This is a genomic window from Pseudomonas sp. TE24901 (genome assembly GCF_054058375.1).
Map to the genome: position 1 here is coordinate 104,888 of NZ_JBSSAF010000017.1, position 22,387 is coordinate 127,274.

General features: G+C 61.1%; 21 protein-coding genes. 7 read left to right on the forward strand and 14 right to left on the reverse strand.

The genetic code is table 11. The annotated features are described in order from the left end of the window. Positions 1–53: 53 nt before the first annotated feature. A complete protein-coding gene (locus ACVWVP_RS27130; RefSeq protein WP_178919607.1) occupies positions 54–1,379 on the reverse strand; it encodes a sigma-54 dependent transcriptional regulator in 1,326 nt (441 codons plus the stop codon). 344 nt (positions 1,380–1,723) lie between these two features. Between ACVWVP_RS27130 and ACVWVP_RS27135 the strand changes: the two genes are divergently transcribed. Next, positions 1,724–1,984, forward strand: a complete 261-nt coding sequence (locus ACVWVP_RS27135) for a hypothetical protein (protein ID WP_178919606.1) — start codon at positions 1,724–1,726, stop codon at positions 1,982–1,984. 65 nt (positions 1,985–2,049) lie between these two features. Here the strand turns inward: ACVWVP_RS27135 and ACVWVP_RS27140 are convergent, their stop codons facing one another. The 3 genes from ACVWVP_RS27140 to gnd are packed head-to-tail and all read right to left on the reverse strand — an operon-like array spanning position 2,050 to position 5,374. After that, a complete protein-coding gene (locus ACVWVP_RS27140; RefSeq protein ID WP_457409040.1) occupies positions 2,050–2,874 on the reverse strand; it encodes an HAD family hydrolase in 825 nt (274 codons plus the stop codon). After that, the gene (gene zwf / locus ACVWVP_RS27145; RefSeq protein WP_457409043.1) at positions 2,871–4,394 is read right to left on the reverse strand and encodes a glucose-6-phosphate dehydrogenase; all 1,524 of its coding nucleotides are present in this window, start codon (positions 4,392–4,394) and stop codon (positions 2,871–2,873) included. The genes ACVWVP_RS27140 and zwf overlap by 4 nt, the downstream gene beginning before the upstream one ends. Next, positions 4,391–5,374, reverse strand: a complete 984-nt coding sequence (gnd, locus tag ACVWVP_RS27150; RefSeq protein ID WP_176997769.1) for a phosphogluconate dehydrogenase (NAD(+)-dependent, decarboxylating) — start codon at positions 5,372–5,374, stop codon at positions 4,391–4,393. The genes zwf and gnd overlap by 4 nt, the downstream gene beginning before the upstream one ends. A gap of 271 nt (positions 5,375–5,645) precedes the next feature. On the opposite strand from gnd, the gene ACVWVP_RS27155 reads away from it, so the two are divergent. From ACVWVP_RS27155 to ACVWVP_RS27170, 4 genes are all read left to right on the forward strand, one after another. Continuing rightward, complete coding sequence (locus ACVWVP_RS27155) at positions 5,646–5,822, forward strand: DUF6026 family protein (RefSeq protein ID WP_457409046.1); 177 nt, start codon at positions 5,646–5,648, stop codon at positions 5,820–5,822. A 162-nt stretch (positions 5,823–5,984) separates the two neighbouring features. Further along, complete coding sequence (locus ACVWVP_RS27160; protein WP_457409049.1) at positions 5,985–7,727, forward strand: phosphoethanolamine transferase CptA; 1,743 nt, start codon at positions 5,985–5,987, stop codon at positions 7,725–7,727. Between the two features lie 128 nt (positions 7,728–7,855). Next, positions 7,856–10,093, forward strand: coding sequence for a TonB-dependent siderophore receptor (locus ACVWVP_RS27165; RefSeq protein WP_457409051.1), 2,238 nt, complete (start codon positions 7,856–7,858; stop codon positions 10,091–10,093). A gap of 151 nt (positions 10,094–10,244) precedes the next feature. Next, the gene (locus tag ACVWVP_RS27170; RefSeq protein ID WP_178919601.1) at positions 10,245–10,466 is read left to right on the forward strand and encodes a hypothetical protein; all 222 of its coding nucleotides are present in this window, start codon (positions 10,245–10,247) and stop codon (positions 10,464–10,466) included. An 89-nt stretch (positions 10,467–10,555) separates the two neighbouring features. On the opposite strand, the gene ACVWVP_RS27175 is transcribed toward ACVWVP_RS27170, so the two are convergent. The 4 genes from ACVWVP_RS27175 to ACVWVP_RS27190 all read right to left on the reverse strand — a co-directional run bounded on the left by ACVWVP_RS27175 (position 10,556) and on the right by ACVWVP_RS27190 (position 13,438). Beyond that, complete coding sequence (locus tag ACVWVP_RS27175) at positions 10,556–11,047, reverse strand: GNAT family N-acetyltransferase (RefSeq protein ID WP_178919600.1); 492 nt, start codon at positions 11,045–11,047, stop codon at positions 10,556–10,558. Positions 11,048–11,197: 150 nt separating this feature from the next. After that, a complete protein-coding gene (zapE, locus tag ACVWVP_RS27180) occupies positions 11,198–12,319 on the reverse strand; it encodes a cell division protein ZapE (protein WP_457409054.1) in 1,122 nt (373 codons plus the stop codon). Between the two features lie 15 nt (positions 12,320–12,334). Beyond that, positions 12,335–12,670: a nuclear transport factor 2 family protein gene (locus ACVWVP_RS27185; protein ID WP_178919598.1), complete on the reverse strand. Its 336-nt coding sequence runs from the start codon at positions 12,668–12,670 to the stop codon at positions 12,335–12,337. A 51-nt stretch (positions 12,671–12,721) separates the two neighbouring features. Continuing rightward, on the reverse strand, positions 12,722–13,438 hold the full coding sequence (locus tag ACVWVP_RS27190) for a helix-turn-helix transcriptional regulator (RefSeq protein WP_259175774.1): 717 nt from the start codon (positions 13,436–13,438) through the stop codon (positions 12,722–12,724). A gap of 159 nt (positions 13,439–13,597) precedes the next feature. On the opposite strand from ACVWVP_RS27190, the gene ACVWVP_RS27195 reads away from it, so the two are divergent. Then, positions 13,598–14,644, forward strand: coding sequence for an aldo/keto reductase (locus tag ACVWVP_RS27195; RefSeq protein ID WP_457409057.1), 1,047 nt, complete (start codon positions 13,598–13,600; stop codon positions 14,642–14,644). Positions 14,645–14,690: 46 nt separating this feature from the next. Here ACVWVP_RS27195 and pepN read toward each other — a convergent pair whose 3' ends face one another. The 6 genes from pepN to ACVWVP_RS27225 are packed head-to-tail and all read right to left on the reverse strand — an operon-like array spanning position 14,691 to position 21,197. Next, positions 14,691–17,348, reverse strand: coding sequence for an aminopeptidase N (gene pepN, locus ACVWVP_RS27200; protein ID WP_457409059.1), 2,658 nt, complete (start codon positions 17,346–17,348; stop codon positions 14,691–14,693). Between the two features lie 13 nt (positions 17,349–17,361). Beyond that, positions 17,362–18,192, reverse strand: coding sequence for a DUF2797 domain-containing protein (locus ACVWVP_RS27205; RefSeq protein ID WP_457409061.1), 831 nt, complete (start codon positions 18,190–18,192; stop codon positions 17,362–17,364). Beyond that, positions 18,189–18,449, reverse strand: coding sequence for a YeaC family protein (locus ACVWVP_RS27210; protein WP_016972751.1), 261 nt, complete (start codon positions 18,447–18,449; stop codon positions 18,189–18,191). The genes ACVWVP_RS27205 and ACVWVP_RS27210 overlap by 4 nt, the downstream gene beginning before the upstream one ends. A 14-nt stretch (positions 18,450–18,463) precedes the next feature. Further along, positions 18,464–19,339, reverse strand: coding sequence for a rhomboid family intramembrane serine protease (locus ACVWVP_RS27215; RefSeq protein WP_178919593.1), 876 nt, complete (start codon positions 19,337–19,339; stop codon positions 18,464–18,466). Next, entirely contained in the window at positions 19,336–20,310 is a 975-nt protein-coding gene (locus ACVWVP_RS27220) for a metallophosphoesterase (RefSeq protein WP_457409080.1), read from the reverse strand. The genes ACVWVP_RS27215 and ACVWVP_RS27220 overlap by 4 nt, the downstream gene beginning before the upstream one ends. Beyond that, entirely contained in the window at positions 20,307–21,197 is an 891-nt protein-coding gene (locus tag ACVWVP_RS27225; protein WP_003217892.1) for an NAD(+) kinase, read from the reverse strand. The genes ACVWVP_RS27220 and ACVWVP_RS27225 overlap by 4 nt, the downstream gene beginning before the upstream one ends. Before the next feature lie 145 nt (positions 21,198–21,342). Here ACVWVP_RS27225 and ACVWVP_RS27230 point away from each other — a divergent pair, with 145 nt between their 5' ends. Beyond that, on the forward strand, positions 21,343–22,290 hold the full coding sequence (locus tag ACVWVP_RS27230; protein WP_457409065.1) for a DUF1853 family protein: 948 nt from the start codon (positions 21,343–21,345) through the stop codon (positions 22,288–22,290). Positions 22,291–22,387: the final 97 nt, after the last annotated feature.

Consider the following 22,387-nt stretch of genomic DNA (forward strand, 5'->3'; position numbering starts at 1 on the left):
GGAAAAGCCCCGCAACGATAAGGGTCGTTGCGGGGCTTTTCGGTTTACCCGCCCTAGCGGATCTGGTGTTTGTGCAGCAACCGGTAGAACGTCGGCCGGGAAACCCCCAGCACACGGGCCGCGACACTCAGGTTGTCGCTGTGCCGGTTGAGCACATCGCACAGTGCCTGACGCTCGGCACGGTGCTTGTAATCCTCCAGTGTAGCCATCGGTGGCGCAATTGCCTGTTCACCCTGCAATCCCAGATCAACGGCTTCGATCTGTCGCCCTTCAGCCAGCACCAGGCCGCGGCGTACGCGGTTGGCCAATTCGCGCACATTGCCCGGCCACGGGTGTTGCCCCATGGCCACCAGGGCATCCTCACTGAAACTGCGGGGGCGGCGCCCGGTTTCCTGGCTGTAGAAACGTGAGAAGTGGTTGGCCAGCATGGCCACATCGCCATGGCGTTCGCGCAACGGCGCGGTGATCACTTGCAGCACATTGAGTCGGTAGTACAAGTCTTCGCGGAAAGTGCCCTTGGCCACGGCGGCTTCCAGGTCGACGTGGGTGGCCGCCAGCACTCGCACGTCCACGGGGATGGGCTGGCTGCCGCCGACGCGCTCGATCTGTTTTTCCTGCAGGAAGCGCAGCAGGTTGGCTTGCAATTCCATCGGCAAATCACCGATTTCATCAAGGAACAGCGTGCCGCCGTGGGCCGCTTCGATACGCCCGACCTTGCGCTGGTGGGCGCCGGTAAACGCCCCTTTTTCGTGGCCGAACAGTTCGGACTGGATCAGGTGTTCTGGGATGGCACCGCAGTTGATCGCGACAAACGGCTTGGCATGGCGTTGGGACTGGCGGTGCAGGGTCTTGGCCACCAGTTCCTTGCCGGTGCCGCTGTCGCCGCGAATCAACACGGGCGATTCCGTGGGTGCCAGTTTGGCGAGCAACTTGCGCAGGTCGCGAATCGGCCGGCTGTCACCGAGCAGTTCATGCTCAGGCTCGTCCACCGGAGCAAACCCCTTGCCCCGCAGGCGCGCCATGCCAAACGCGCGGCCCAGGGTGACCTGCACCCGGGCCACGTCGAACGGCAAGGTGTGGAAGTCGAAAAACCATTCGCAGACAAAATCGCCGACATTCTGCAGACGCAGCACGTCCTGGCTGAGCACCGCGATCCACTCGGTGCCACTGCGCCCGATCAATTCCTTGACGGCTTCCGGGCGCTCCAGGTGCGAGGGCTGCAGGCGCAACAAACCGACATCACAGGAACGGTCACCGACGGTGGCCAGCGTGCAGCTGTCCACTTCCCACCCGGCAGTGCGCAGGCCTGGCAATAGCTCATGGCAGTCGTCACACGGGTCGACCACAAGCAGGCGACGCTGCACAGGTGTAACAACCATGACTATTCCTTGGCGCCAAAATTGTTAAAGTTATTTAGAAACAACGGTTTGTGACGCCTGCCGCTAACACTAGCAAGGTATTGACGCGTTCCTTGTACCGTTTCGCTATAAGTATTGGCAAAAAGCCACTTGCCGACACGTTCACACAAAAAAGTTGCGCGCCGGCGAAACTTTCATTCAGCTTTCAAAACAGGCGCTTACATGACATCAATCACGGAAAGTTGAAATTTCTTGCACTAAGATGTGACCCGTACCCCGCCTTCGTGCATCAGTACAAGTAACCCGCCGCACGGTCAGCCCAACCGCCGGCACTCACTTGAATGGGCAATGAGAGAGAACCCCACATGAACGCCCCGCTCCGCATCAACGAAGCTCTTTTGATCGCAGACCGTGCCTTCCAGCCCTTCCAGTGCGTGGCCTGGCACGATGGCCATGGCGCCCTCAGCCTGAGCGTCATCGACCGCACCAATAACCGTATCGGCAGCAAACAACTGTCTTCGAGCACCTATACCGACCCGGCCCAACTGGAAGACTTGTTGTTGCAGGCACGCGCCGAGCTCGACAAAGATGGCTACCAGTTGCAGTCCTGGGCCATGCCAAAGTAAGACAATGCTGTAACTTGCGCCCAGGGTTTAAAGGGGCGCAAGTTCAGTGTTAGTGCGAAAGCGTTTTAGTGTGCTGACAGAATAAAACGCTCGATGGCCTCTGCCGCGCCATCCTCGACATTGCTGCCGGTCACGACAGTGGCTTGGCGCTTGACGGTTTCTTCGGCCTGGCCCATGGCAATCGACAACCCGGCCACATGAAACATCGCCGGGTCGTTTCCGCCATCACCTATGGCCATGGTTTGCTCAAGCGGCACGCCAAGGTGCGCCGCCAGCGTCTTCAGCGCCTCTCCTTTGTTGGCCAGCATGGCGGTCACGTCCAGGTACACCGGCTGTGAACGCGATACGTGGGCCAGGCCGTGCACCTTGGGCTGCAGTTGCGCTTCGAGTTCGACCAGCAATTGCGTGTTGTTGCTGGCCGCGACGATCTTGTCGACGCGATCCAGGTATGGCTCGAAACTCTCGACCACGCGCGGTCCGTACCCCAGGCCATCCGCTTCCCGCTTGACCATCGGGCCAGGTGGGTCACGGCGCAGCCATTCGCCATCGGCAAACAGCCAGACCTCTACATCAGCCTGCAGCGTGAACAACGCCAGGGTCACCAGCGCCGCCTCTGCCGGCAGGTAATGGGCAACGAGCACGCTGCCATCGGGATTGATCAGCGTGCCGCCATTGAAACCCGCCACTGGCACATCGATACCGAACGCCTCGACCATCTGCAACATGGCGCGCGGCGGTCGCCCGCTGGCCAGGCTGAAGAACACCCCGGCGTCGCGCAGGGCGCGCACTGTGTCGAGGGTGCGCTGGCTGGGCGTGTGATCGGGATGCAGCAAGGTGCCGTCCATGTCACTCAATACAAACCGGATGGGATGGATCGCTGCGTCACTCATCCGAGGCTGTGCCAGGTACGGCCATCGCGAGCCAACAACGCATCGGCGGCGGCCGGGCCATCTTCACCCGCCTTGTAGGCCTGGATGCCATCGTCTTCCTTCCACGCATCGAGGAACGGCTGCACCGCACGCCAACCGTTTTCAATGTTGTCGGCGCGTTGGAACAAGGTCTGGTCGCCGGTCATGCAGTCGTAGATCAGGGTTTCATACCCGGTCGACGGTTGCATCTCGAAGAAGTCCTTGTAGTCAAAACCCAGCTCGATATTGGCCATTTCCAGGGTCGGTCCAGGCCTTTTGGCCAGCAGGTCGAACCACATGCCTTCATTGGGCTGGATCTTGATTTTCAAGTAGGTGGGCTTGAGCTCATCCACATCGGTATCGCGAAACTGTGCGTAAGGCGCAGGCTTGAAGCAAATCACGATTTCGGTGTCGCGCACGCTCATGCGCTTGCCGGTGCGCAGGTAGAACGGCACGCCGACCCAACGCCAGTTGTCGATCATCACCTTGAGCGCCACAAACGTCTCAGTGCTGCTGTCCGGCGCCACGTTGGCTTCTTCGCGGTAACCCGGCAGTTGCTTGCCACCGATTTCACCAGCGGTGTACTGGCCGCGCACCGAGTTCGCGCGAGCGTCCTCCAGCGACCATGGCCGGATTGCACCGACCACCTTGGCCTTTTCACCGCGCACCGCGTCGGCACCAAAGGCCGCAGGCGGCTCCATGGCCACCATGGCGAGCAGCTGGAACAGGTGGTTGGGCACCATGTCCCGCAGGGTGCCGGTCTTCTCGAAGAAGTTGGCCCGGGTTTCCACGCCGACGGTTTCGGCGGCAGTGATCTGCACGTGATCGATGTAATGGTTGTTCCAGAACGCCTCGAACAACACGTTGGAGAAACGGCTGATCAGGATGTTCTGTACCGTTTCCTTGCCCAGGTAATGGTCGATGCGATAGATCTGCTTCTCGCTCATCACCTTGAGCAGGCATGCATTGAGCGCCTCTGCGGTGGCCAGGTCGGAACCGAAAGGTTTCTCGATGACGACACGGCGAAACCCTTCCTCGGTTTCCGCCAGCAGGCCGGCGCTGCCCAGGCGCTGCACCACTTCACTGAAGAAGCGCGGTGCAGTGGCCAGGTAGAACACGGCGTTGCCGGTGCCACTATCGGCGATTTTTCGAGCGATGTCGGCATAGGTGCTGTCGTCGAGGAAGTCACCCTCGACGTAGCTGATGCCTTTGGCCAACTGCGCCCACAGTTCCGGGTCCAGGGCGTTCTCGGCATTGCCACGCACCTTGCTCGCGGCCTCGGTGCGAATGAAATCCTCGAGCTTCTTGGCGAAGTCCGCATCGCTGATGGCGTTGTGGTCAACGCCGACAATGCGCAGGCCGTCGCCCAGCAGCCCGTCACGGCTGAGGTTGTACAGCGCCGGCATGAGCAGGCGCTTGACCAGGTCACCATGGGCACCAAACAGAAACAGGGTGGTGGGTGGAGCGGGTTCGGCCTCTGGTTTCTTGCCGTTGGCGGTCATTTTTTGGAAGTCTCCACATGGCCGCCAAAGCCGAAGCGCATGGCAGAAAGCATTTTGTCACCGTAGGTGCTCTGCTGGCGCGAACGGAAACGCGCAAACAGCGAGGTGGACAGCACCGGTACCGGCACCGCCTGCTCCATGGCGGCTTCGATGGTCCAGCGGCCTTCACCGCTGTCAGCCACGGAACCGGAGTAGCCGTCGAGTTTCGGATCGGTGGCCAGGGCGTCGGCCGTCAGGTCCAGCAGCCAGGACGAGACCACGCTACCACGACGCCACACTTCGGCGATGTCCGCCACATTGAGGTCAAAGCGCTGGTCTTCCGGCAGGTTGTCCGAGTTTTTGGTCTTGAGGATGTCGAAGCCTTCGGCGAACGCCTGCATCATCCCGTACTCGATGCCGTTGTGGATCATCTTGACGAAGTGCCCGGAACCCGCTGGGCCTGCATGGATGTAGCCTTGCTCGGCACGCGGGTCGGCACTGGCGGAACGGTCCTTGGTGCGCGGGATGTTACCCAGGCCTGGCGCCAGGCTCTTGAAGATCGGGTCGAGGCGCTGCACGGTCTCGGTGTCGCCACCGATCATCATGCAGTAGCCGCGTTCCAGGCCCCAGACGCCACCGGAGGTGCCCACGTCGACATAGTGCAGGCCCTTTTGCGCCAGGGCCTTGCCACGACGCACGTCATCCTTATAGTTGGTGTTGCCGCCGTCGATGATCACGTCACCGTCTTCCAGCAGCTCGCTCAGTTCATTGATGGTGTCTTCGGTGGGTGCGCCAGCAGGCAGCATGACCCAGACGGCGCGAGGCTTCTGAAGCCCGGCGACCAGGGCTTTCAGGTCGGAAACGCCAGTGGCGCCCTCTTCGCTCAGCCCTTTCACAAAGGCTTCGTTACGGTCGTATACAACGGTGGTATGCCCATTGAGCATCAGGCGCCGCGCAATGTTACCGCCCATGCGGCCTAGTCCGATAATCCCCAGTTGCATGTGCTGATGCTCCTAACTACTCAATAAATGTGTGACATAGTTTATAGCGCAATGAGGCTAATGAGGGTTAGTCCAGAGCGGATCCGTGGAGTTTCATGACAAAAATTTGCCATCGTTTCACCATCACGGCATGAAAAGTCACACGACCACCAAAAATAAAAAAGTTCCATTGCTACAAAAAAGAATTCAGAATTGCTTCCGACTGCTGCCGAGAACCTCGACTCAAGCGTTCTGGCACACCGCGACACACCGGCTATTTGCGAGGTAAGCAATGACCACTGCACAGATGACCCGTCCGCCACAGACCCTCTACGTCACTATCCGTCGCGATGAGTTGCGCCAGTTGAAAGACGAACGCGATCAACTGCAGCAGGAAGTCATGCGCCTGCGCTCACACTTGCAAGCCCAGCCCGCACAGCCCTCCGGCACCCAGCCCGCGCTCTGCTGAGCCGCGCCGTGAGCGGCTCGTAAGATAATGACTACATAAATCTCACGAACTTTTCACACCCCCCTCCCGATACTCCCGCCCGAAGGGCCACCCCATGCAAGGGTGGCCTCTGTTGCGTGCACCCTTGCGCGTCAGCTGAGAATTTTTGGGTTGGAGCGCTGGATGGCGATGTTCAAACGCAGCACCACGTCTGCGAAAGGTTTTGATTGGGCGGGCCTTGGCTGGCTGTTCCTGTTCTTCTGGTACTTCTCGGGCATTACCCAACTGCTTATCCAACTGACCGGCACTTCCGGCTTCAGTGGGTTCCGCCAAGCATTTTTCATGAGCGCGCTGTGGTTGGCGCCGATGTTGTTGTTCCCACGCCGCACCCGTTTGCTTGCCGCCTTGATCGGCGTGGTGCTGTGGGCCTGCTCCATGGCCAGCCTGGGTTACTTCTTCATCTACCAGCAGGAATTTTCGCAAAGCGTCATCTTCATCATGTTCGAGTCGAACATCTCTGAAGCCGGCGAATACGCAACCCAATACTTCGCCTGGTGGATCGTCCTGGCGTTCATCGCCCATACCGCCGTGGCGGTGTTCCTGTGGAGCCGCGTGCGCCCGGTGTACCTGCCCCGCGGCCAATCGATGCTGGCGGCGACAGCAATCGTGCTGGCTGTGGTGGGTTACCCGCTGGTCAAGCAGATCGCCACCAGTGACAACATGGAGCAGGCCATCGACCGTTTCGAAACCCGCATCGAACCTGCCGTGCCTTGGCAGATGATCGTCGCGTATCGCCGCTACACCGAGCAGTTGGACAACATGCAAGGCATGCTGACCAGCGCCAGCCAGATCCCGCCCCTGAAGAACCTCAAGGACACCATGGCAGGCCAACCGTCGACCCTGGTGCTGGTGATCGGCGAATCCACCAACCGCCAGCGCATGAGCCTCTACGGCTACCCGCGCAACACCACGCCAGAACTGGACAAGTTGCGCGACCAACTGGCGGTGTTCGACAACGTCATCACCCCGCGCCCCTACACCATCGAAGCGTTGCAACAGGTGCTGACCTTCGCCGACGAAGAAAACCCGGACCTGTACCTCAAGACGCCGTCGATCGTCAGCGTGATGAAACAGGCCGGCTACAAGACCTTCTGGATCACCAACCAGCAGACGATGACCAAGCGCAATACCATGCTTACGACCTTTTCCGAACAGGCCGACGAGCAGGTGTACCTGAACAACAACCGCAACCAGAACGCCCGCCAGTACGATGGCGATGTACTCGAACCCTTCTCCAAGGCCCTGGCCGATACGGCCGAGCGCAAGTTCATCGTGGTGCACCTGCTGGGTACGCACATGAGCTACCAATACCGTTACCCGCCGACGTTCGACAAGTTCACCGACCGCCAGGGCGTGCCGGCCGGCATCAGCGACGACCAGTTGCCGGTGTACAACAGCTACGACAATGCGGTGCTGTACAACGATTTCGTGGTGTCGAGCCTGATCAAGGATTACGCCAAGACCGACCCCAACGGCTTCCTGCTGTACCTGTCCGACCACGGCGAAGACGTCTACGACTCGGCCGGCCACAGCACGCTGGGGCGTAACGAAGGCAAACCCACGGCGCCGATGTACACCATTCCGTTCATGGCCTACGCCTCGCCGAAATGGCGTGAAACCCATGACTGGAGCTTTGCCAGCGACTTGCAGCGCCCTTACAGCAGCTCGCAATTGATCCACACCTGGGCCGACCTGGCCGGGCTGAGTTTCGATGAGTGGGACCGCAGCAAGAGCCTGGTCAACGACAGCTTCAAGCCGCGACCGCTGATGATCGGCAACCCTTACGAGCGCCAGCAGAAAGGCCTGATCGATTTCAGTCTGATCAAGCCGAAGAAGGCCGATGCGTCAGAAGTCGTCCTCAAGTAACCGCGGCGCTTGGCAGCAGAAAGATAACAATCATTCTCGTTTAAACCTAAAGTTCCACGCCTCCTTTCGTCTTTGAGCCAAGGCTTTCCTTTCTGGAAGGCCGCAAAGACGACAAGGAGTCTGCCGCGATGTTCGCGCCTTTTACCCGTTCCATGACGTTCTCCCTGAGCCTGGCCGGCGCCCTGCTGAGCCCGGACCTGCTGGCCGAAACCGACCCCGAGCACACCCCGACCAAAGCGCTGGAGCTGGGCAGCACGAGCATCACCGCCGAAGGCCTGGGTGCCATCACCGAACACACCGGGGCCTACACCACAGGCTCCATGAACACCGCCACGCGCCTGAACCTGCCCCTCAAGGAAACCCCGCAATCGGTCTCGGTGATCACCCGTCAGCAGATGGACGATTTCAACCTCAATACCCTCACCGACGTCCTGCGCCAGACCACCGGGGTGACCGTCCAGCATCTGGATTCGGACCGCGCCGGCTACTCTTCCCGGGGCTATTCGATCAGCAACTACCAGGTCGACGGCATGCTCAGCACCTTTGGGCGCATGAAGTCCGATGCCGACACCATCATCTACGACCGCATCGAGGTGGTACGCGGCGCCACGGGCTTGACCACCGGCGCAGGCGACCCCTCGGCCACGGTCAACATGATCCGCAAGCGCCCCACCGCCCAGTGGCAGGCCAAGACCGGCGTGAGTGGCGCCAGCCATGACAACTATTACAGCTATGTGGATGTGGGCGGCCCCCTGGCCTTCGACGGGCGGCTGCGCGGGCGCACGGTGCTGGCATACCGGGACAGCCAGTCGTTTCGCGACAACTATGCGCTGCAACGGGAAGTCGGCTACGGCATTCTCGAAGGCGACCTGACAGACGACACCGTGGTGGCTGCCGGCTTCGACTACCAGAACAAACATGTGCAGGGCACCTCTTGGGGCACCCTGCCCTACTGGAACAGCGACGGCAGCAAGGCGCGGCTGTCGCGCTCGGCCAACATGGCGGCTGACTGGAGTTCCTGGCCGCTCAAGGACAAGACGACCTTTGCGTCCATCGACCACAGGTTGTCGCCGGACTGGCGCTTGAAAGCCGCCTACACCCACCGGCAAAGCGACTCAGACGGCAAGGTCTACTACGGCGGTGCCGGGTTCCCCAACCCGGACGGCAGCGGGATGACCGCCTGGGCCAGCCAGATGGTGGGCACCTCGAAAATGGACGTGGCGGACTTCAGCCTCACCGGCACCTACGCCTTGTTCGGGCGCGAGCATGAACTGATGGTGGGCTACGGCGAGTCCGAACAACGCGACAGCGCCCCGTACCAGCGCAACGGCCTGCCCGCCAGCTACCTCACCATCGAAGACTGGAAGCACATGGGCGGCATCGGCAAGTTCGCCGACCGTACCACCGGCCTCAAGGGTGCGCACAGCAGCAAGACCCAGAAAGCCGGCTACCTTGCCACCCGCCTGAGCCTGACCGAGCGCCTGCACGCCGTGCTCGGCAGTCGTTATGGCAGTTGGGAGTTCGAAAGTGTCGAACCCGCCTACAACAGCAGCAACCAGTTGACCGGTTCGACCAAGACCCGCCAGACCCACAATGACATGCTCACGCCCTACGCGGGCCTGCTCTACGACATCACACCCGAATACACGGTGTACGCCAGCTACACCGACATCTTCAACCCGCAGGACGAGCGCGATGCCAACCGCAAATACCTGGAGCCGGTGGTGGGCAGCAACTACGAGGTCGGTCTCAAGGGCAGTCTGCTCAACGAACGCGTGAACCTGGCCACTGCGTTCTTCTGGAGCACCCAGGACAACGTTGCCGAACTCGATAGCACGGTGCAACCAGACCCGGACACCGGGGAACAGTTCTACAAATCCGGCGGCAAAGGCAACAAGGTGCAAGGGTTTGAAGTGGAGGTGTCAGGGGAAGTCATGCAGGACTGGAACCTCACGGCGGGCTATACCTACACCCACTCACGCAACGGCGACAACCAGCGCGCCAACACCAGCCAGCCATTGAACCTGCTGAAGGTCTCCACCGCTTACCGCCTGCCGGGAGAGTGGCGTGACCTGACCGTGGGCGGCGCCGTGAATTGGCAGAGCGACTTCTATGACCTTGCCGGGCGCCCGACGGGTGGTCGCGACGCCGACGGTAACCTGCTCACCGAACCCACCCGGATCACTCAGCAGGCGTACACCGTGGTCAACCTGATGTCACGCTACAGGTTCGACGACCATTTATCGGCCTCGCTCAATATTAATAATCTATTTGATAAAAAATATTACGAGCGCGTCGGTTTTTATAACGGCGTGTATTGGGGAGACCCGCGTACTGTCACGCTGGCGCTCGACTGGAGGCTGTAAAAGCATTCAACCAAGGCTTCCAAACTTAACAAAAACGTTAAGGTTGGAAGCCATTCTATTAAGCCTGACTTAATCCTCCCTCCACATAATCGGCCCCACGAGTCTGATCCGAGTGAACAGACACCGATCACACTATATGGGAATACCGATGATGAAACTTTCGACTTTGATGCTTGCCGGACTGATGACCCTGACCTCCGTTGCTGCCTTTGCAGAAGGCGGTTCAGAGCGTTCTAAGGAGTTCTACAACAACTTCACCTTCGTTCAGCAGAAGCTTCACGGTACCACCGATCAAACAGCCATCGCCGATGGCAAGAGCATGAAAAAAGACAGCGCCGATCAATCCAGCGCCGAGCAACAACCGAACTCCTGATTCAACCGTAATACCCTCTGCCATTCCGCTCCTATGGCTAAGGTCTACTTGGCGCCACTGTGTGGCGCCTTTTTTTTGAACTTTATTTATTAAAGCGGTTTATTCCAGAACAACATGCGGCCATAAGCAGGATCAAACTTTGAGTCATCAAAACCAAACTTTCGATAAGCTGCCTGCGCCACTTCATTACCCTCAAGCACTTCCAGGGTGATCTTGCAGCAACCGCGTTGGCGGGCGATTTCCTCGACCTTCTGCAGCATCTTCTGGCTCAGCCCCAGGCCTCGGAACTGATTCATCACCACCACATCGTGGACGTTGACCAGTGGGCGACAGGCAAACGTGGAAAACCCCTCGAAGCAATTGACCAACCCCGCCGGCTCACCACCGACGAACGCCAGCACGCTGAATGCATGGGGACGCTTGGCCAGTTCGGTGGGCAGTTGCTGCAAGAGGTCGGCCGGCAAGGCATGGCCACCGCCCATCGGGTCTTGCGCATAGTGATCGAGCACTCGACCGATGGCCTCGGCGTGCACAGGGTTGGTGTAGCTGGCTTGCAGCACCAGAACGTCTGGGGTGTCCATGGCCTTCCTCGATAACGACAACCTGGGAGTCGATTCCCTTTAAGGGGCACGATTGTAAGCGTGGCGTCGGCAGTAGATGAAGACGATTAACCAGAAATACGTGCCAGAAAGTGCAAAAACTGGGCGCACCCAAAAAGCACGCACGGTGTTTCAAGCGGATTTTTCCGACATCCCAAAGCGCTGCAGCTGCATCTCTTGCAGACGGCTCAAGGTTCGCCGGAAGGCAAACTCCAGATAACCTTCGGTATAGAGCGCTTCAAGGGCAACCCTGGCTTCGATGAACAACGGCACCTTGCGGTCGTAGCATTCATCCACCAGCGCAATGAAACGCCGCACACTGTCGTCGTGCACCGACAACTCCGGCAACTCACGGTCGCCCGCCACCACCCGCTGGGCACCGTCTTCGGTGCCACGGGCAATCCGCCCCGGACGCTTCTGTGCGCTCAGGTTGGGCACCTCCCCCAACAGGATCGCCTGGAAGCGGTCACACAGCAGCATGAAATCCATGGCGGCAAAAGGCTGCTCGCACAGGTCGGCGTAGCGGCACCACAGCACCGTCTCGCTGGCCTGCACGGCCACAATCGTGCGATAGCCGACGGTGACCAGCCCGCTGCGCACCGCCTGCCCTGGGGTCAATTGCTGGAATACCCTGGCGAGGGCGCCTGGCTCGTTCACCCAATAACGCTGCACACCCTCCCCCGGATGCAGACGGTGATCCTCACCCCCATCCACCGCCACCACCTGCATGTGTTGCTTGATGGCCGCGATCCCCGGCAAGAAGCGTTCGCGGTTGAAGCCATCGGCGTACAACTGGTCGGGTGGCTGGTTGGACGTGCAGACCATCACCACGCCCTCGTCGAACATCACTTGGAACAAGCGACCGAGGATGATTGCGTCGCCGATGTCGTTGACGAACAGCTCATCGAAACACAACACCCGCACTTCCCGGCTCAGTTCGCGGGCCAGCGCCTGCAGCGGGTCCGATATGCCCGTGAGCTGGAACGAACGCTGGTGCACCCAGCCCATGAAGTGGTGAAAGTGCTGGCGCCGCGCGGGCACCCGCAGGCTTTGGTAGAACTGGTCCATCAGCCAGGTCTTGCCCCGACCCACCGGCCCCCACAGGTACACCCCGGTGATCGGTGAGCGCCCTTGGTGCAAAGCCTCGTGACAGGCTTGCAGGGCCTGCACCGCCCGGCGCTGGGCGTCGTCGGCAACAAAACCCTGCTGGGCGATGGCGTGTTGGTAAGCGGCGAGCGGGGAGTCGAAAGTCATGGGCGCCAGTATGGCTTACAGCGAGATGTCCAGGCGCGAAATCTTGCCCTGCTCGTTCAGGCGAAACGTATAGCGAAGCTCCAGCGGGCTGCCGGGGAAGTTGCCGGACACTACGTTGCTGACCAGCACCTTGCCCGTGCGGTGCTGCACATTGAGCACTTCGACCCGTGGCTGGTAACGGCGCCCCGTGTCTTCCATCCAGCGTGCAATGGCGGCCGTACCCACCTGATGCTCGCCCTCGTCGAACACGTTGGCATCGTCGGCAAAACACTGGGCAACAGCTGAAGTGTCGCGCGTATTGGTCGCCGCAATGTAGGCCAGGATGGCCGGGGCCAATTCAGGAAGAGACATGACACAGCTCCTTTTTGATGATTTATGGCGCCATGCTAAGCCAGGGTTGTGTCAGTTTTTGTCAGGAGTAAACGGGCCGTCGTGCTGCTGCTCCATCAGCTTGCGCCAGCCCCGCAACAGGTCGCTGCGCCGCCCCGGGTAGCGTTCACCGGTAGTTTCCGCAGCGGCCACGCGGTCGGTGCGAAAGGTGCGATAGGCCCCGCGCAATTCACACCAGGCCACAATCACGCGCACCTCATTGAGAAAACCCAAGGCCAACGGCCACACCAGGCGCTGGCTCTGGGATTGGCTGGCGTCGGCGTAGTCGATATGCAGCTTGGACTGGTTGCGAATGGCCTCGCGGAACACGTTGAGCGGCACCCGGTTTTCCGGGTAGCCAAAACCCGGCGGGCCGGGCAACAACGTCGGGTTGCGCAGGGCTTCCTGAGCGGAAGGGTCGAGCACGTCGGCGATCTTTGCCAGGGCGTTGGCGGCGGCACGGCTCAGCACGTCGTCGCCGCGCTGGTCCACGTAGCGCAAGCCGAGCACGATGGCTTCGGTTTCCTCGGCATTCAGCATCAATGGCGGCAGGAACAGCCCACTGCGCAACACATACCCTACCCCGGCCTCACCGAAGATCGGCGCGCCCAGGGCGGTCAACTCGGCAATATCGCGGTACAGCGTGCGTTCGGACACTTCCAGTTGTTCGGCCAACACGGCGGCCGTCACCGGGCGTTTCTTGCCGCGCAGGGCCTGGAGCAACGTCAGCAATCTTGTGGTACGTGACACGGTGATCCCGCCGAGAAGAAAAACGTGCCGCAGCTTAACAGAGCGCCCTGTCAGAAAATGTCAGCAGTAAAAAAGCCCCTTGACCAAATAAATTACCGCGATCATATTATTTAAATGTCACCAAACATTTAAACAACACCTGAGCGTCAAGGAGTGTGTATGCGCAATAAAGTCTTTGGCCGCCGCAGCGGCCTGCAGGTCTCGGAACTGGCATTGGGCACGGGGAATTTTGGTACGGGCTGGGGGCATGGCGCCGAGCGAGACGAAGCCAAGCAGATGTTCGATGGCTACCTTGAGGCCGGCGGCAACTTCCTCGATACCGCCAACGGCTACCAGTTCGGCCAGGCGGAAGAATTGCTGGGCGAGTTCATTGCCTCCGAGCGTGACAACCTGGTGGTCGCCACCAAATACACCCTGCGCACCCAACCAGCCGATGCCGACACGATCAAGATCGGCAACAACCGCAAGAACATGGTGCGGGCCGTGGAAGAAAGCCTCAAGCGTCTGAACACCGACCACATCGACCTGCTCTGGGCGCACATGAGCGACAACGTCACGCCCATGGAAGAGATCCTACGCGGCTTCGACGACCTGGTGCGTGCAGGCAAGATCCACTACGCCGGCCTGTCCAACTTCCCCGCCTGGCGCATTGCCCGTGCCGACCTGTTGGCGGAAGTGCGCAACTTTTCACCCATCATCGGCATCCAGGTGGAATACAGCCTGGCCGAACGCACCGCCGACCGCGAATTGCTGCCGATGGCCGAAGCCCTGGGCCTGGCCGCCACGCTGTGGTCGCCGTTGGGTGGCGGTTTTCTCACCGGCAAGTACCGTGAAAGCCAAGGCGATAACCGCGCCAACAAGCTGGGCATGCTGATCCACGCCGAGAAAAGTGCCCGCGAAACGGCAGTGCTCGACACCCTGCTGGCAGTGGCCGCCGAACTGGACGCCACGCCGATCCACGTCGCCATCGCCTGGCTGCGCGAGAAAGCCCGACGCTCCACCACCGCGCTGATCCCGATCCTCGGCTCACGCACCCGCGCCCAGCTGGACGCCACCCTCGGCGCCCTGAATGTGGTGTTATCTGCTGAACAGGTGACGCGCCTGGATACCGCCAGCGCGATTCCATTGGGCGTGCCCCACGGCATCATCGCCGAACGGTTCCCGGTCGATAATCTGCTGGACACCCCACGGCCACCGGTTATTTGAGACAAAAAAACGGCCCGAACGGGCCGTTTTTCATTACACGGAATGCTTAGGCAAGGCTTTTGCTGACCACCTCAAACACATCGCTGGACAGCTCACCCGAGCCACGAATGCGCTCCAGTTCGGCCTTCATCAAGGCCTGGCGCGCACCGTCGTATTTGCGCCAGCGGGTCAACGGCGCCAGTTGGCGCGAGGCGATCTGCGGGTTGAACCCGTTCAGCTGGATCACCAGGTCTGCCAGGAAGCGATACCCCGAGCCATCGGCCGCATGGAAGTTGATCAGGTTCTGACCGGCGAATGCGCCCACCAGTGCCCGCACCTTGTTCGGGTTCTTGATGTTGAACGCAGGGTGCTCCATCAGCGCCTTGACCCGCGCCAGCCCGCCCGGCAACACACTGCCGGCCTGCACGCTGAACCACTGGTCCATGACCAGAGGGTTATCCTTGAAGTTCTCGGCAAACACCGCCAGGGCCTGGGCTTTTTCCGCCTCGAACGGCGAATTCACCAGCACCGCCAGTGCCGTCAGGCGCTCGGTCATGTTGTCGCTGGTGTCGAACTGATCCAAGGTGGCCGCCAACACTTCAGGCTTGCCACTGAGCATCAGGTAAGACAACGCGATGTTCTGCAAGGCGCGACGGGCAAAGTGCTCGGCAGCGGCCACGTACGGGGTCGTCTTCGACAGCTCCCGATTGGCCTGGTAACGCAGCCACAAGCCTTCGAACAGCTGATCGGCCAATTGCTTGCGGGCGAACTCGCGGGCCGTGTGAATGGCCTCTACATCCGCCACTTCGCTGATTTCGGTGAGGTAGGCTTCGCTCGGCAGCGAGAGCATCTCGGCAACCATCGCCTGGTCCAGCGACTCATCACTGAGCACCGTGCGCAGCGCGTCGATCAGGCGCTGATCCAGCTTCAGCGGCTGGCCGGCCTGATGCTGGCCGATCAGCTCCTGCAACACTTGCACCGACAGTTGCTGGCCCGCATCCCAGCGGTTGAAGCCATCGCTGTCGTGCTGCATCAGGAACATCAGTTGGTCGCGGTTGTAGGGGAAGCTCAGTTTCACCGGCGCCGAGAAACCGCGCAGCAGCGATGGCAACGGCTGTTCGGCGATGTCGAGGAAAGTGAAGGTCTGCTCGGCCTCGGTTACGGAGATCACGCGGGACGTACCACCTGCCGCCGCTTCACCGGCCAGGCGCAAGGCGATCGCGGCGCCCTGCCCGTCCAACAAGCCCAGCTCGACCGGGATCACGAACGGCAGCTTTTCAACTTTGTCCGGCGTTTCCGGGCAGCTCTGGCGGAAGGTCAGGCTGTAGGTCTTGGCCACAGCGTCATAGGACTCGCTCACTGCCAAACGTGGCGTACCCGCCTGGCTGTACCAGCGCTTGAACTGGCTCAAGTCGGCGCCGTTGGCGTCTTCCATGGCCCTGATGAAATCGTCGCAGGTCACCGCCTGGCCATCGTGACGTTCGAAGTACAGGTCGCTGCCTTTGCGGAAGCCTTCGGCGCCGAGCAAGGTGTGGATCATGCCGACCACTTCCGAACCCTTTTCATACACGGTGAGGGTGTAGAAGTTGGAGATCTCGATAAAGCTGTCCGGGCGCACCGCGTGGGCCATCGGGCCGGCGTCTTCGGCGAACTGGTGGGTACGCAGGTACGCCACGTCCTGGATACGCTTGACCGTGGCCGAGTTCATGTCGGCAGAGAAGCCCGAATCACGGAACACGGTGAACCCTTCCTTGAGCGACAGCTGGAACCAGTCGCGGCAGGTCACGCGGTTGCCCGACCAGTTGTGGAAGTATTCGTGGGCGACGATCGCCTCGACGCGCTGGTGCGCAGCGTCGGTGGCGGTTTCGGCGCGGGCCAGCACGGCGCTGGAGTTGAAGATGTTGAGGCCCTTGTTCTCCATCGCGCCCATGTTGAAGTCGTTCACCGCCACGATCATGAAGATGTCGAGGTCGTACTCGCGGCCGTAGGTTTCTTCGTCCCAGCGCATGGATTTCTTCAGGCTGGTCATGGCGTGCTGGCACTTGTCGATGTTTTCCGGCTCGACGTAGATGCGCAGCGCCACGGTGCGATTGGTCATGGTGGTGAAGCTGTCTTCGACGCACCACAGGTCACCGGCCACCAGCGCAAACAGGTAGGCCGGTTTCTTGAACGGGTCTTCCCAGGTCGCCCAGTGACGGCCGTCTTCGCCCGGGCCGCTGGCGATCGGGTTGCCGTTGCTCAGCAACACCGGGTAGCTGTGCTGTTCAGCAATCACCGTGGTGGTGAAGGTGCTCATCACGTCCGGGCGGTCGAGGTAATAGGTGATCTTGCGGAAACCTTCGGCTTCGCACTGGGTGCAGAACATGCCGCTGGATTTGTACAAGCCTTCCAGCGCCGTGTTGGTTTCCGGGTGGATCTTTACCGTGGTGTCCAGGGTAAAGGTCTCACTCTGCGGGTGCACTGTCAGGTGGCTGTCGGTCAACTGGTAGTCAGCGGCCGTCAGTTCCTGATCGGCCAGGTTCACGCTCAACAGCTCCAGCTGCTGGCCATCCAGCACCAGCGGCGGCAAGCCTGCGCCACGCGCCGGGTTGCGGCGCATCACCAGCTGCGCGTGGACCAGGCTGTGGTCCTCGAACAACTCGAAGGTCAGGTGCGTCTCATCGATCAGGTAGTCCGGCGCCTGATAGTCCTTCAGGTAGATCATCTTCGGTTGTTCGGTGCGCATGGATAGCATCCTTCTACTGATGCACGGCGAGCTGGTAGGCCGTGTACTTACGAATGTTGATAACGCCGGTGTCGAAGATCAGGTACTGGCCCTTGATCCCCAGCAGCGTGCCTTCGGCAATCGGGTTCTTGTCCAGGTTGAAGCTGACGATCTTGGCTGGGTACTGCTCCACCGGGTAGCGAATTTCGATCGGCTCCAGGTCGGTCACCGGCTGGATCGCCTGCAGGCCAAAGCGCTCCTGCAACCCCAGCAGGCCTTCGGCGCACGAGGCGAACAGCTCATCGCGCACCTGCTTGAGGTCGACAGACTGCGCATCGCCCTTGAGCAGCGCGCGCCAGTTGGTCTTGTCGGCCACCTGGCTGCGGAACAGGTCTTCGACGAAGCCGGACTGTTGGCGGGTGGCCACGCGCATGATCGGCAACGCCTGGCTCGCGCCCTGGTCCAGCCAACGGGTCGGCAACTGGGTGGCGCGGGTGATGCCGACCTTGATCCCCGAGGAATTGGCCAGGTACACCACATGGTCAGTCATGCAGAACGTCTCGCCCCAGCTTGGCTCACGGCACGTGCCGGCGTCGTAATGGCAACGCTCGGGACTCATGATGCACAGGTCACACTGGGCCAGCTTGGTCATGCACGGGTAGCAATAACCCTGGCTGAAACTGGTCTTGGTCTTGCGGCCGCAATGGCTGCAATGGATGGCACCGAGGTATTCCAGGCGCACGTGGGTGCCGATCATGGGGTTGACCGGCACCTGGGTTTCGCCGAGGCGAAAGGCGTATTGAACGGTCGGCTCACCGAGTTGTGCCGACATCTTGCTGACTGCACCGCGACCTATTTCAATCAATGGATCGCATCCGACTTGAACAGGATGTTCGGCACCGGCGCCGACTTGGACGCGCATTCCTGCGGGCCCATGTAGCCGGTGCGCTGGTCTTCCGGCAGGTTCTGGATTTCCCAGGCGATCACCGCCTGCAGGGACAATTCGCGCTGCTCGGCAGTGAGCTTGCGGCCATCGGACCATTTGCCGATTTCCACGGCCAGTTTGAGGCTCTCGTAGATATCCGGGGTGATGTTTTCGATCATTTCAGCAAAAGAGGACATAAGGCTCTTCCTTATCAAAGTGAGGCTTTGCGGCGGTTGTACAACCCACCCAGCAAACCCGTCAGGCAACCGATGAGCAATCCACTCACATGCGCCGCGTTGGCGATTTCGCCGAAACCGATCATCGAGATCAGCCCCGACATACAGAGCACCAGCCAGATCAGCATCATCGCCAGCACGCCACGGGGCAGGCGATAAGCCGGGTTAGGCGATAACAACTGGAAAATCCAGCAATGCCCGAGCAGGCCATACAACACGCCGGACAACCCGCCAAACAGGCTCGGGCCGCCATAGGCGTACTGTGCGTAATTAGAGACCAGGCTGAACAGCAGGGTCAGGCCGAGCAGGTTGATGCTGCCCTGGCGCACTTCGATGCGCCGGCCCAGTTCCCAGTACCACATGCCGTTCATGGCCAGGTGCAGGATGCCGAAGTGAATCAGCATCGGCGTGACCAGCCGCCACCACTGCCCCGACGCCAGGCTGTCGGCCAGCGGTGTGAACTGGATGTACTCACCCAGCACGCGGAAGGGCAGGAAAGTCAGCCAGCCCATGGTCTGCAGGTTTTCACCGAGCAACGTCACCGCGCCCACGATGATGCTCGCCAACAGCACCAGCGCGGTCACGGGGCTCATGCGCAGTTGCTGGGCGAAACTGGGGCGGGTCTGCGGCGCCTGGAACTGTTCGGGAATATCCAGTTGCTGGTCCGGGTCGCCGGCAGGAAAACGCTGATACAGCACGCGCACGTCATCGCTGATGGTTTCCGGTACCCACAGCACTTGCTCCCCCGCTTCTTCGCTGACGCGATGGGGCACCTGCATGCGTTGCAGCAGCTTGACGAAACCGCCCAGGTCGACGCTCAGGGGCAAGCGCAATACAGCCACGGTACTCATGAGATAACCTCGGGACGCTCGACGTCGACCCATACAAATTTACGCGGATCCAATTGGGTTTCCTGGTCCAGGCGATACGCCACCAGCTTGCCGTACAGCACGGCGCTGTAGTCCAGGCAGGCCAGGTTCTCGCGGATCGGTGCCGGCTTGCCGCTGCGCCAGTAGTGGCCGACGAACAACAACGGTTCGTCCACGCCGTAGCGCAGCAGGGAATTCTTTTGTGTGGACGACAACGGCGTACGGGCCACCGGTTCGGGCAGCGCGTCGGGTTGGAACACAATGTCGCCGTAGGTCTTCGGGTCGTCTTCCCAGAATTTGGTGCGGAAGAACGAGCGCGTCAGGCCATCGCCACCGGTCAGCGTCAGGCCATCCGGCAGGCGCATGTCGGTGCCGCGCAGCAGGCGGTCGAACGCATTGCAGGCAAAACTGCCCGGCACGGCGGCGGCTTGCAGGAAATGCTGGTCGATGCAGCCGTCCGAGAAGGTGGCGCGCAAAGGCTGGATAAAACCGTCGTCCCAGCACGCGTGCACCACACGGAAACGCCCGGCATCGACAAACAACGGCATGTCGTAGAACCAGCCGAGGAAGTCATGCCAGTCGCCCGGGTGCTGCTCGAACTGGGTCAGGGTTTCGTGGATCAACCGCGCATGCCGTGGGTTGTGCTCGCGCACGAACTGCTTGCCACTGCCCGGCGGCGCAGGCGTGGTCCAGCCCAGGGCATTGAATTCATGGTTGCCCATGATGCACAGCGCCTGGCCGGCCTCGACCATGTCATGGACGATATGCAGCGCCTCACGAATACGCGGGCCACGGTCGATGATATCGCCGAGAAACACCGCCATGCGCGACGGGTGCCGCCAGACACCGCCGATCTTGTGGTAGCCCAACTGGTCGAGCAAGTGCTCAAGGGTATGAGCGCAACCGTGCACGTCACCAATCAGGTCGTAGCTACGCGCGGGATCGAGCATCAGTCGCCTCCACCCCCCAAGCGGCTGCCCCAGCCCAGCTTGGTGCGGCACACTTCGTAGTAGTTGTGATCCAGCGGGTGGATCAACCGCAACTTCTGCGCCTTCTTGCTCACGGTGATGGTGTCACCGGGGGCGCAGGTGAAATGGTTCTGCCCGTCGCAGGACACCTGCGGGTAGATCTGCATGTCTTTGGACACCACGATTTTCAGCTCGCTGTTGCCGTCGACCACAATCGGCCGGCTGGACAACATATGGGGGTACATCGGCACGATCACAATGGCATCGAGCTTGGGATGCATGATCGGGCCACCCGCCGACAGCGCATACGCCGTGGAACCAGTAGGCGTGGCGACGATCAGGCCGTCGGCCTTTTGGCTGCACACGAACTGGCCGTCGATATACAGCTCGAACTCGATCATGCGCGTGGATTTGCCCGGGTGCAGCACCACGTCGTTCAGCGCATCGCCCTGGCCGATGGCTTCGCCGTGGCGACGCACTTCGGCTTGCAGCAGGAAGCGGTTTTCCACCAGGTAATGGCCGTCGAGCACCTTGGCCACTTCGACTTCCAGCTCATCCGGGCGGATATCGGTCAGAAACCCCAGGCTGCCCCGGTTGATCCCCAGCACCGGCACGTTATGCCGTGCCAGGGCGCGGGCGGCGCCGAGCAGGCTGCCGTCGCCGCCGACCACAATCACCATGTCACACACTTCGCCGAGCATCTTGCGCGACGAGGTCTGCAGGCCGTGGCCGGGAAGAATCTCGGCGATGGTGTCTTCGAGGATCACATGCAGGTGGCGTTCCAGCAGGAATTTTTTCAGCCGGCGGACGGTGTCCAACACCTGGGTACTGCCCAGGCGACCGATAATGCCGATATTGCGAAATTGCTCCATGGGGCTCCTGCGGGATTTGGGGTGTGGCAAAAAAGAACGATTATGGGCGAAAGGCCGCGTCAGGCAAAACCCTTTGTCGCCGTCAGGCCTTGATGACAACGGTTCTCAGCCACCTGCACCGCACGTAAAAGGCTATGCTCGGACCATGACTGTGTTCCCCGATCTGCACAACCTGCCCCGCCAACTGCGCCACCCGGAGGTGCGCGACCTGGCGTGGGTGATGCTCGCCCCGCCGATGCTCACGCACACGCCGTGGCCGCAACGCCACCCGCTGGCCGGCAGCGACTGGGTGCAGGCGCCCCATCTTCTCGAACACTGGTTACGCACACTTGATCAAGACAGCAGCGCGTTGCAGCAGTGGCTGAGCCAGGCACGCACCCGGCGCCTGGGCCTTTATTACGAGCGGCTGTGGCAATTTGCGGTGCAGCATGCGCCGGGGGTGGAACTGATCGCTGCCAACCTGCCGATCCGTCGCGCCGGGCACACCCTGGGCGAGCTGGACATGCTGATTCGTGATCGCGATGGCGTGCATCACCTGGAACTGGCGATCAAGCTCTACCTGGGCCCACAAGACGGCAACGGCAGGGACGCGGCCCTGTGGCTGGGCCCCGGTTGCCATGATCGACTGGACCGCAAGCTGGCCCACCTGGCCCAGCACCAACTGCCGATATCTGCACGCCCTGAAAGCCGTGAAGCATTGGCGGCGCTGGATATCCAGCAGTTCGATGCGCATTTGTGGTTGGGTGGCTATTTGCTTTACCCCTGGCCTGGGTTGGCGGAATCACCGAATGGCGCGCACCCACAGCACCTGCGCGGACGCTGGCTGCATCAGCGCGATTGGCGCGCATTTGCCAGCGCCAGCGCGCCCGGCCGCTGGCAACCCCTGCCCCGCCATGCGTGGCTGGCGCCGGCGCATTACCCGGCGGACGACGTCTGGAGTGAAGAACGGATGCACGGCTGGTTGGCGGAACTGGACCCGATGGCGCCGGCGCAGTTGCTGGTGCGGATGGTTCAGGTGGGTGAGGATTGGGAAGAGGCCGAACGGCTGTTCCTGGTGGCAGATCTTTGGCCGAATGTGCCGGGGGCTGGCTGATTGCTTTGCGGTGCATTCAAGGGACTCATCGCAGGCAAGCTAGCTCCCACATTCTGACCGCGCCGCCTATCACATGTGGGAGCTGGTTTGCCTGCGA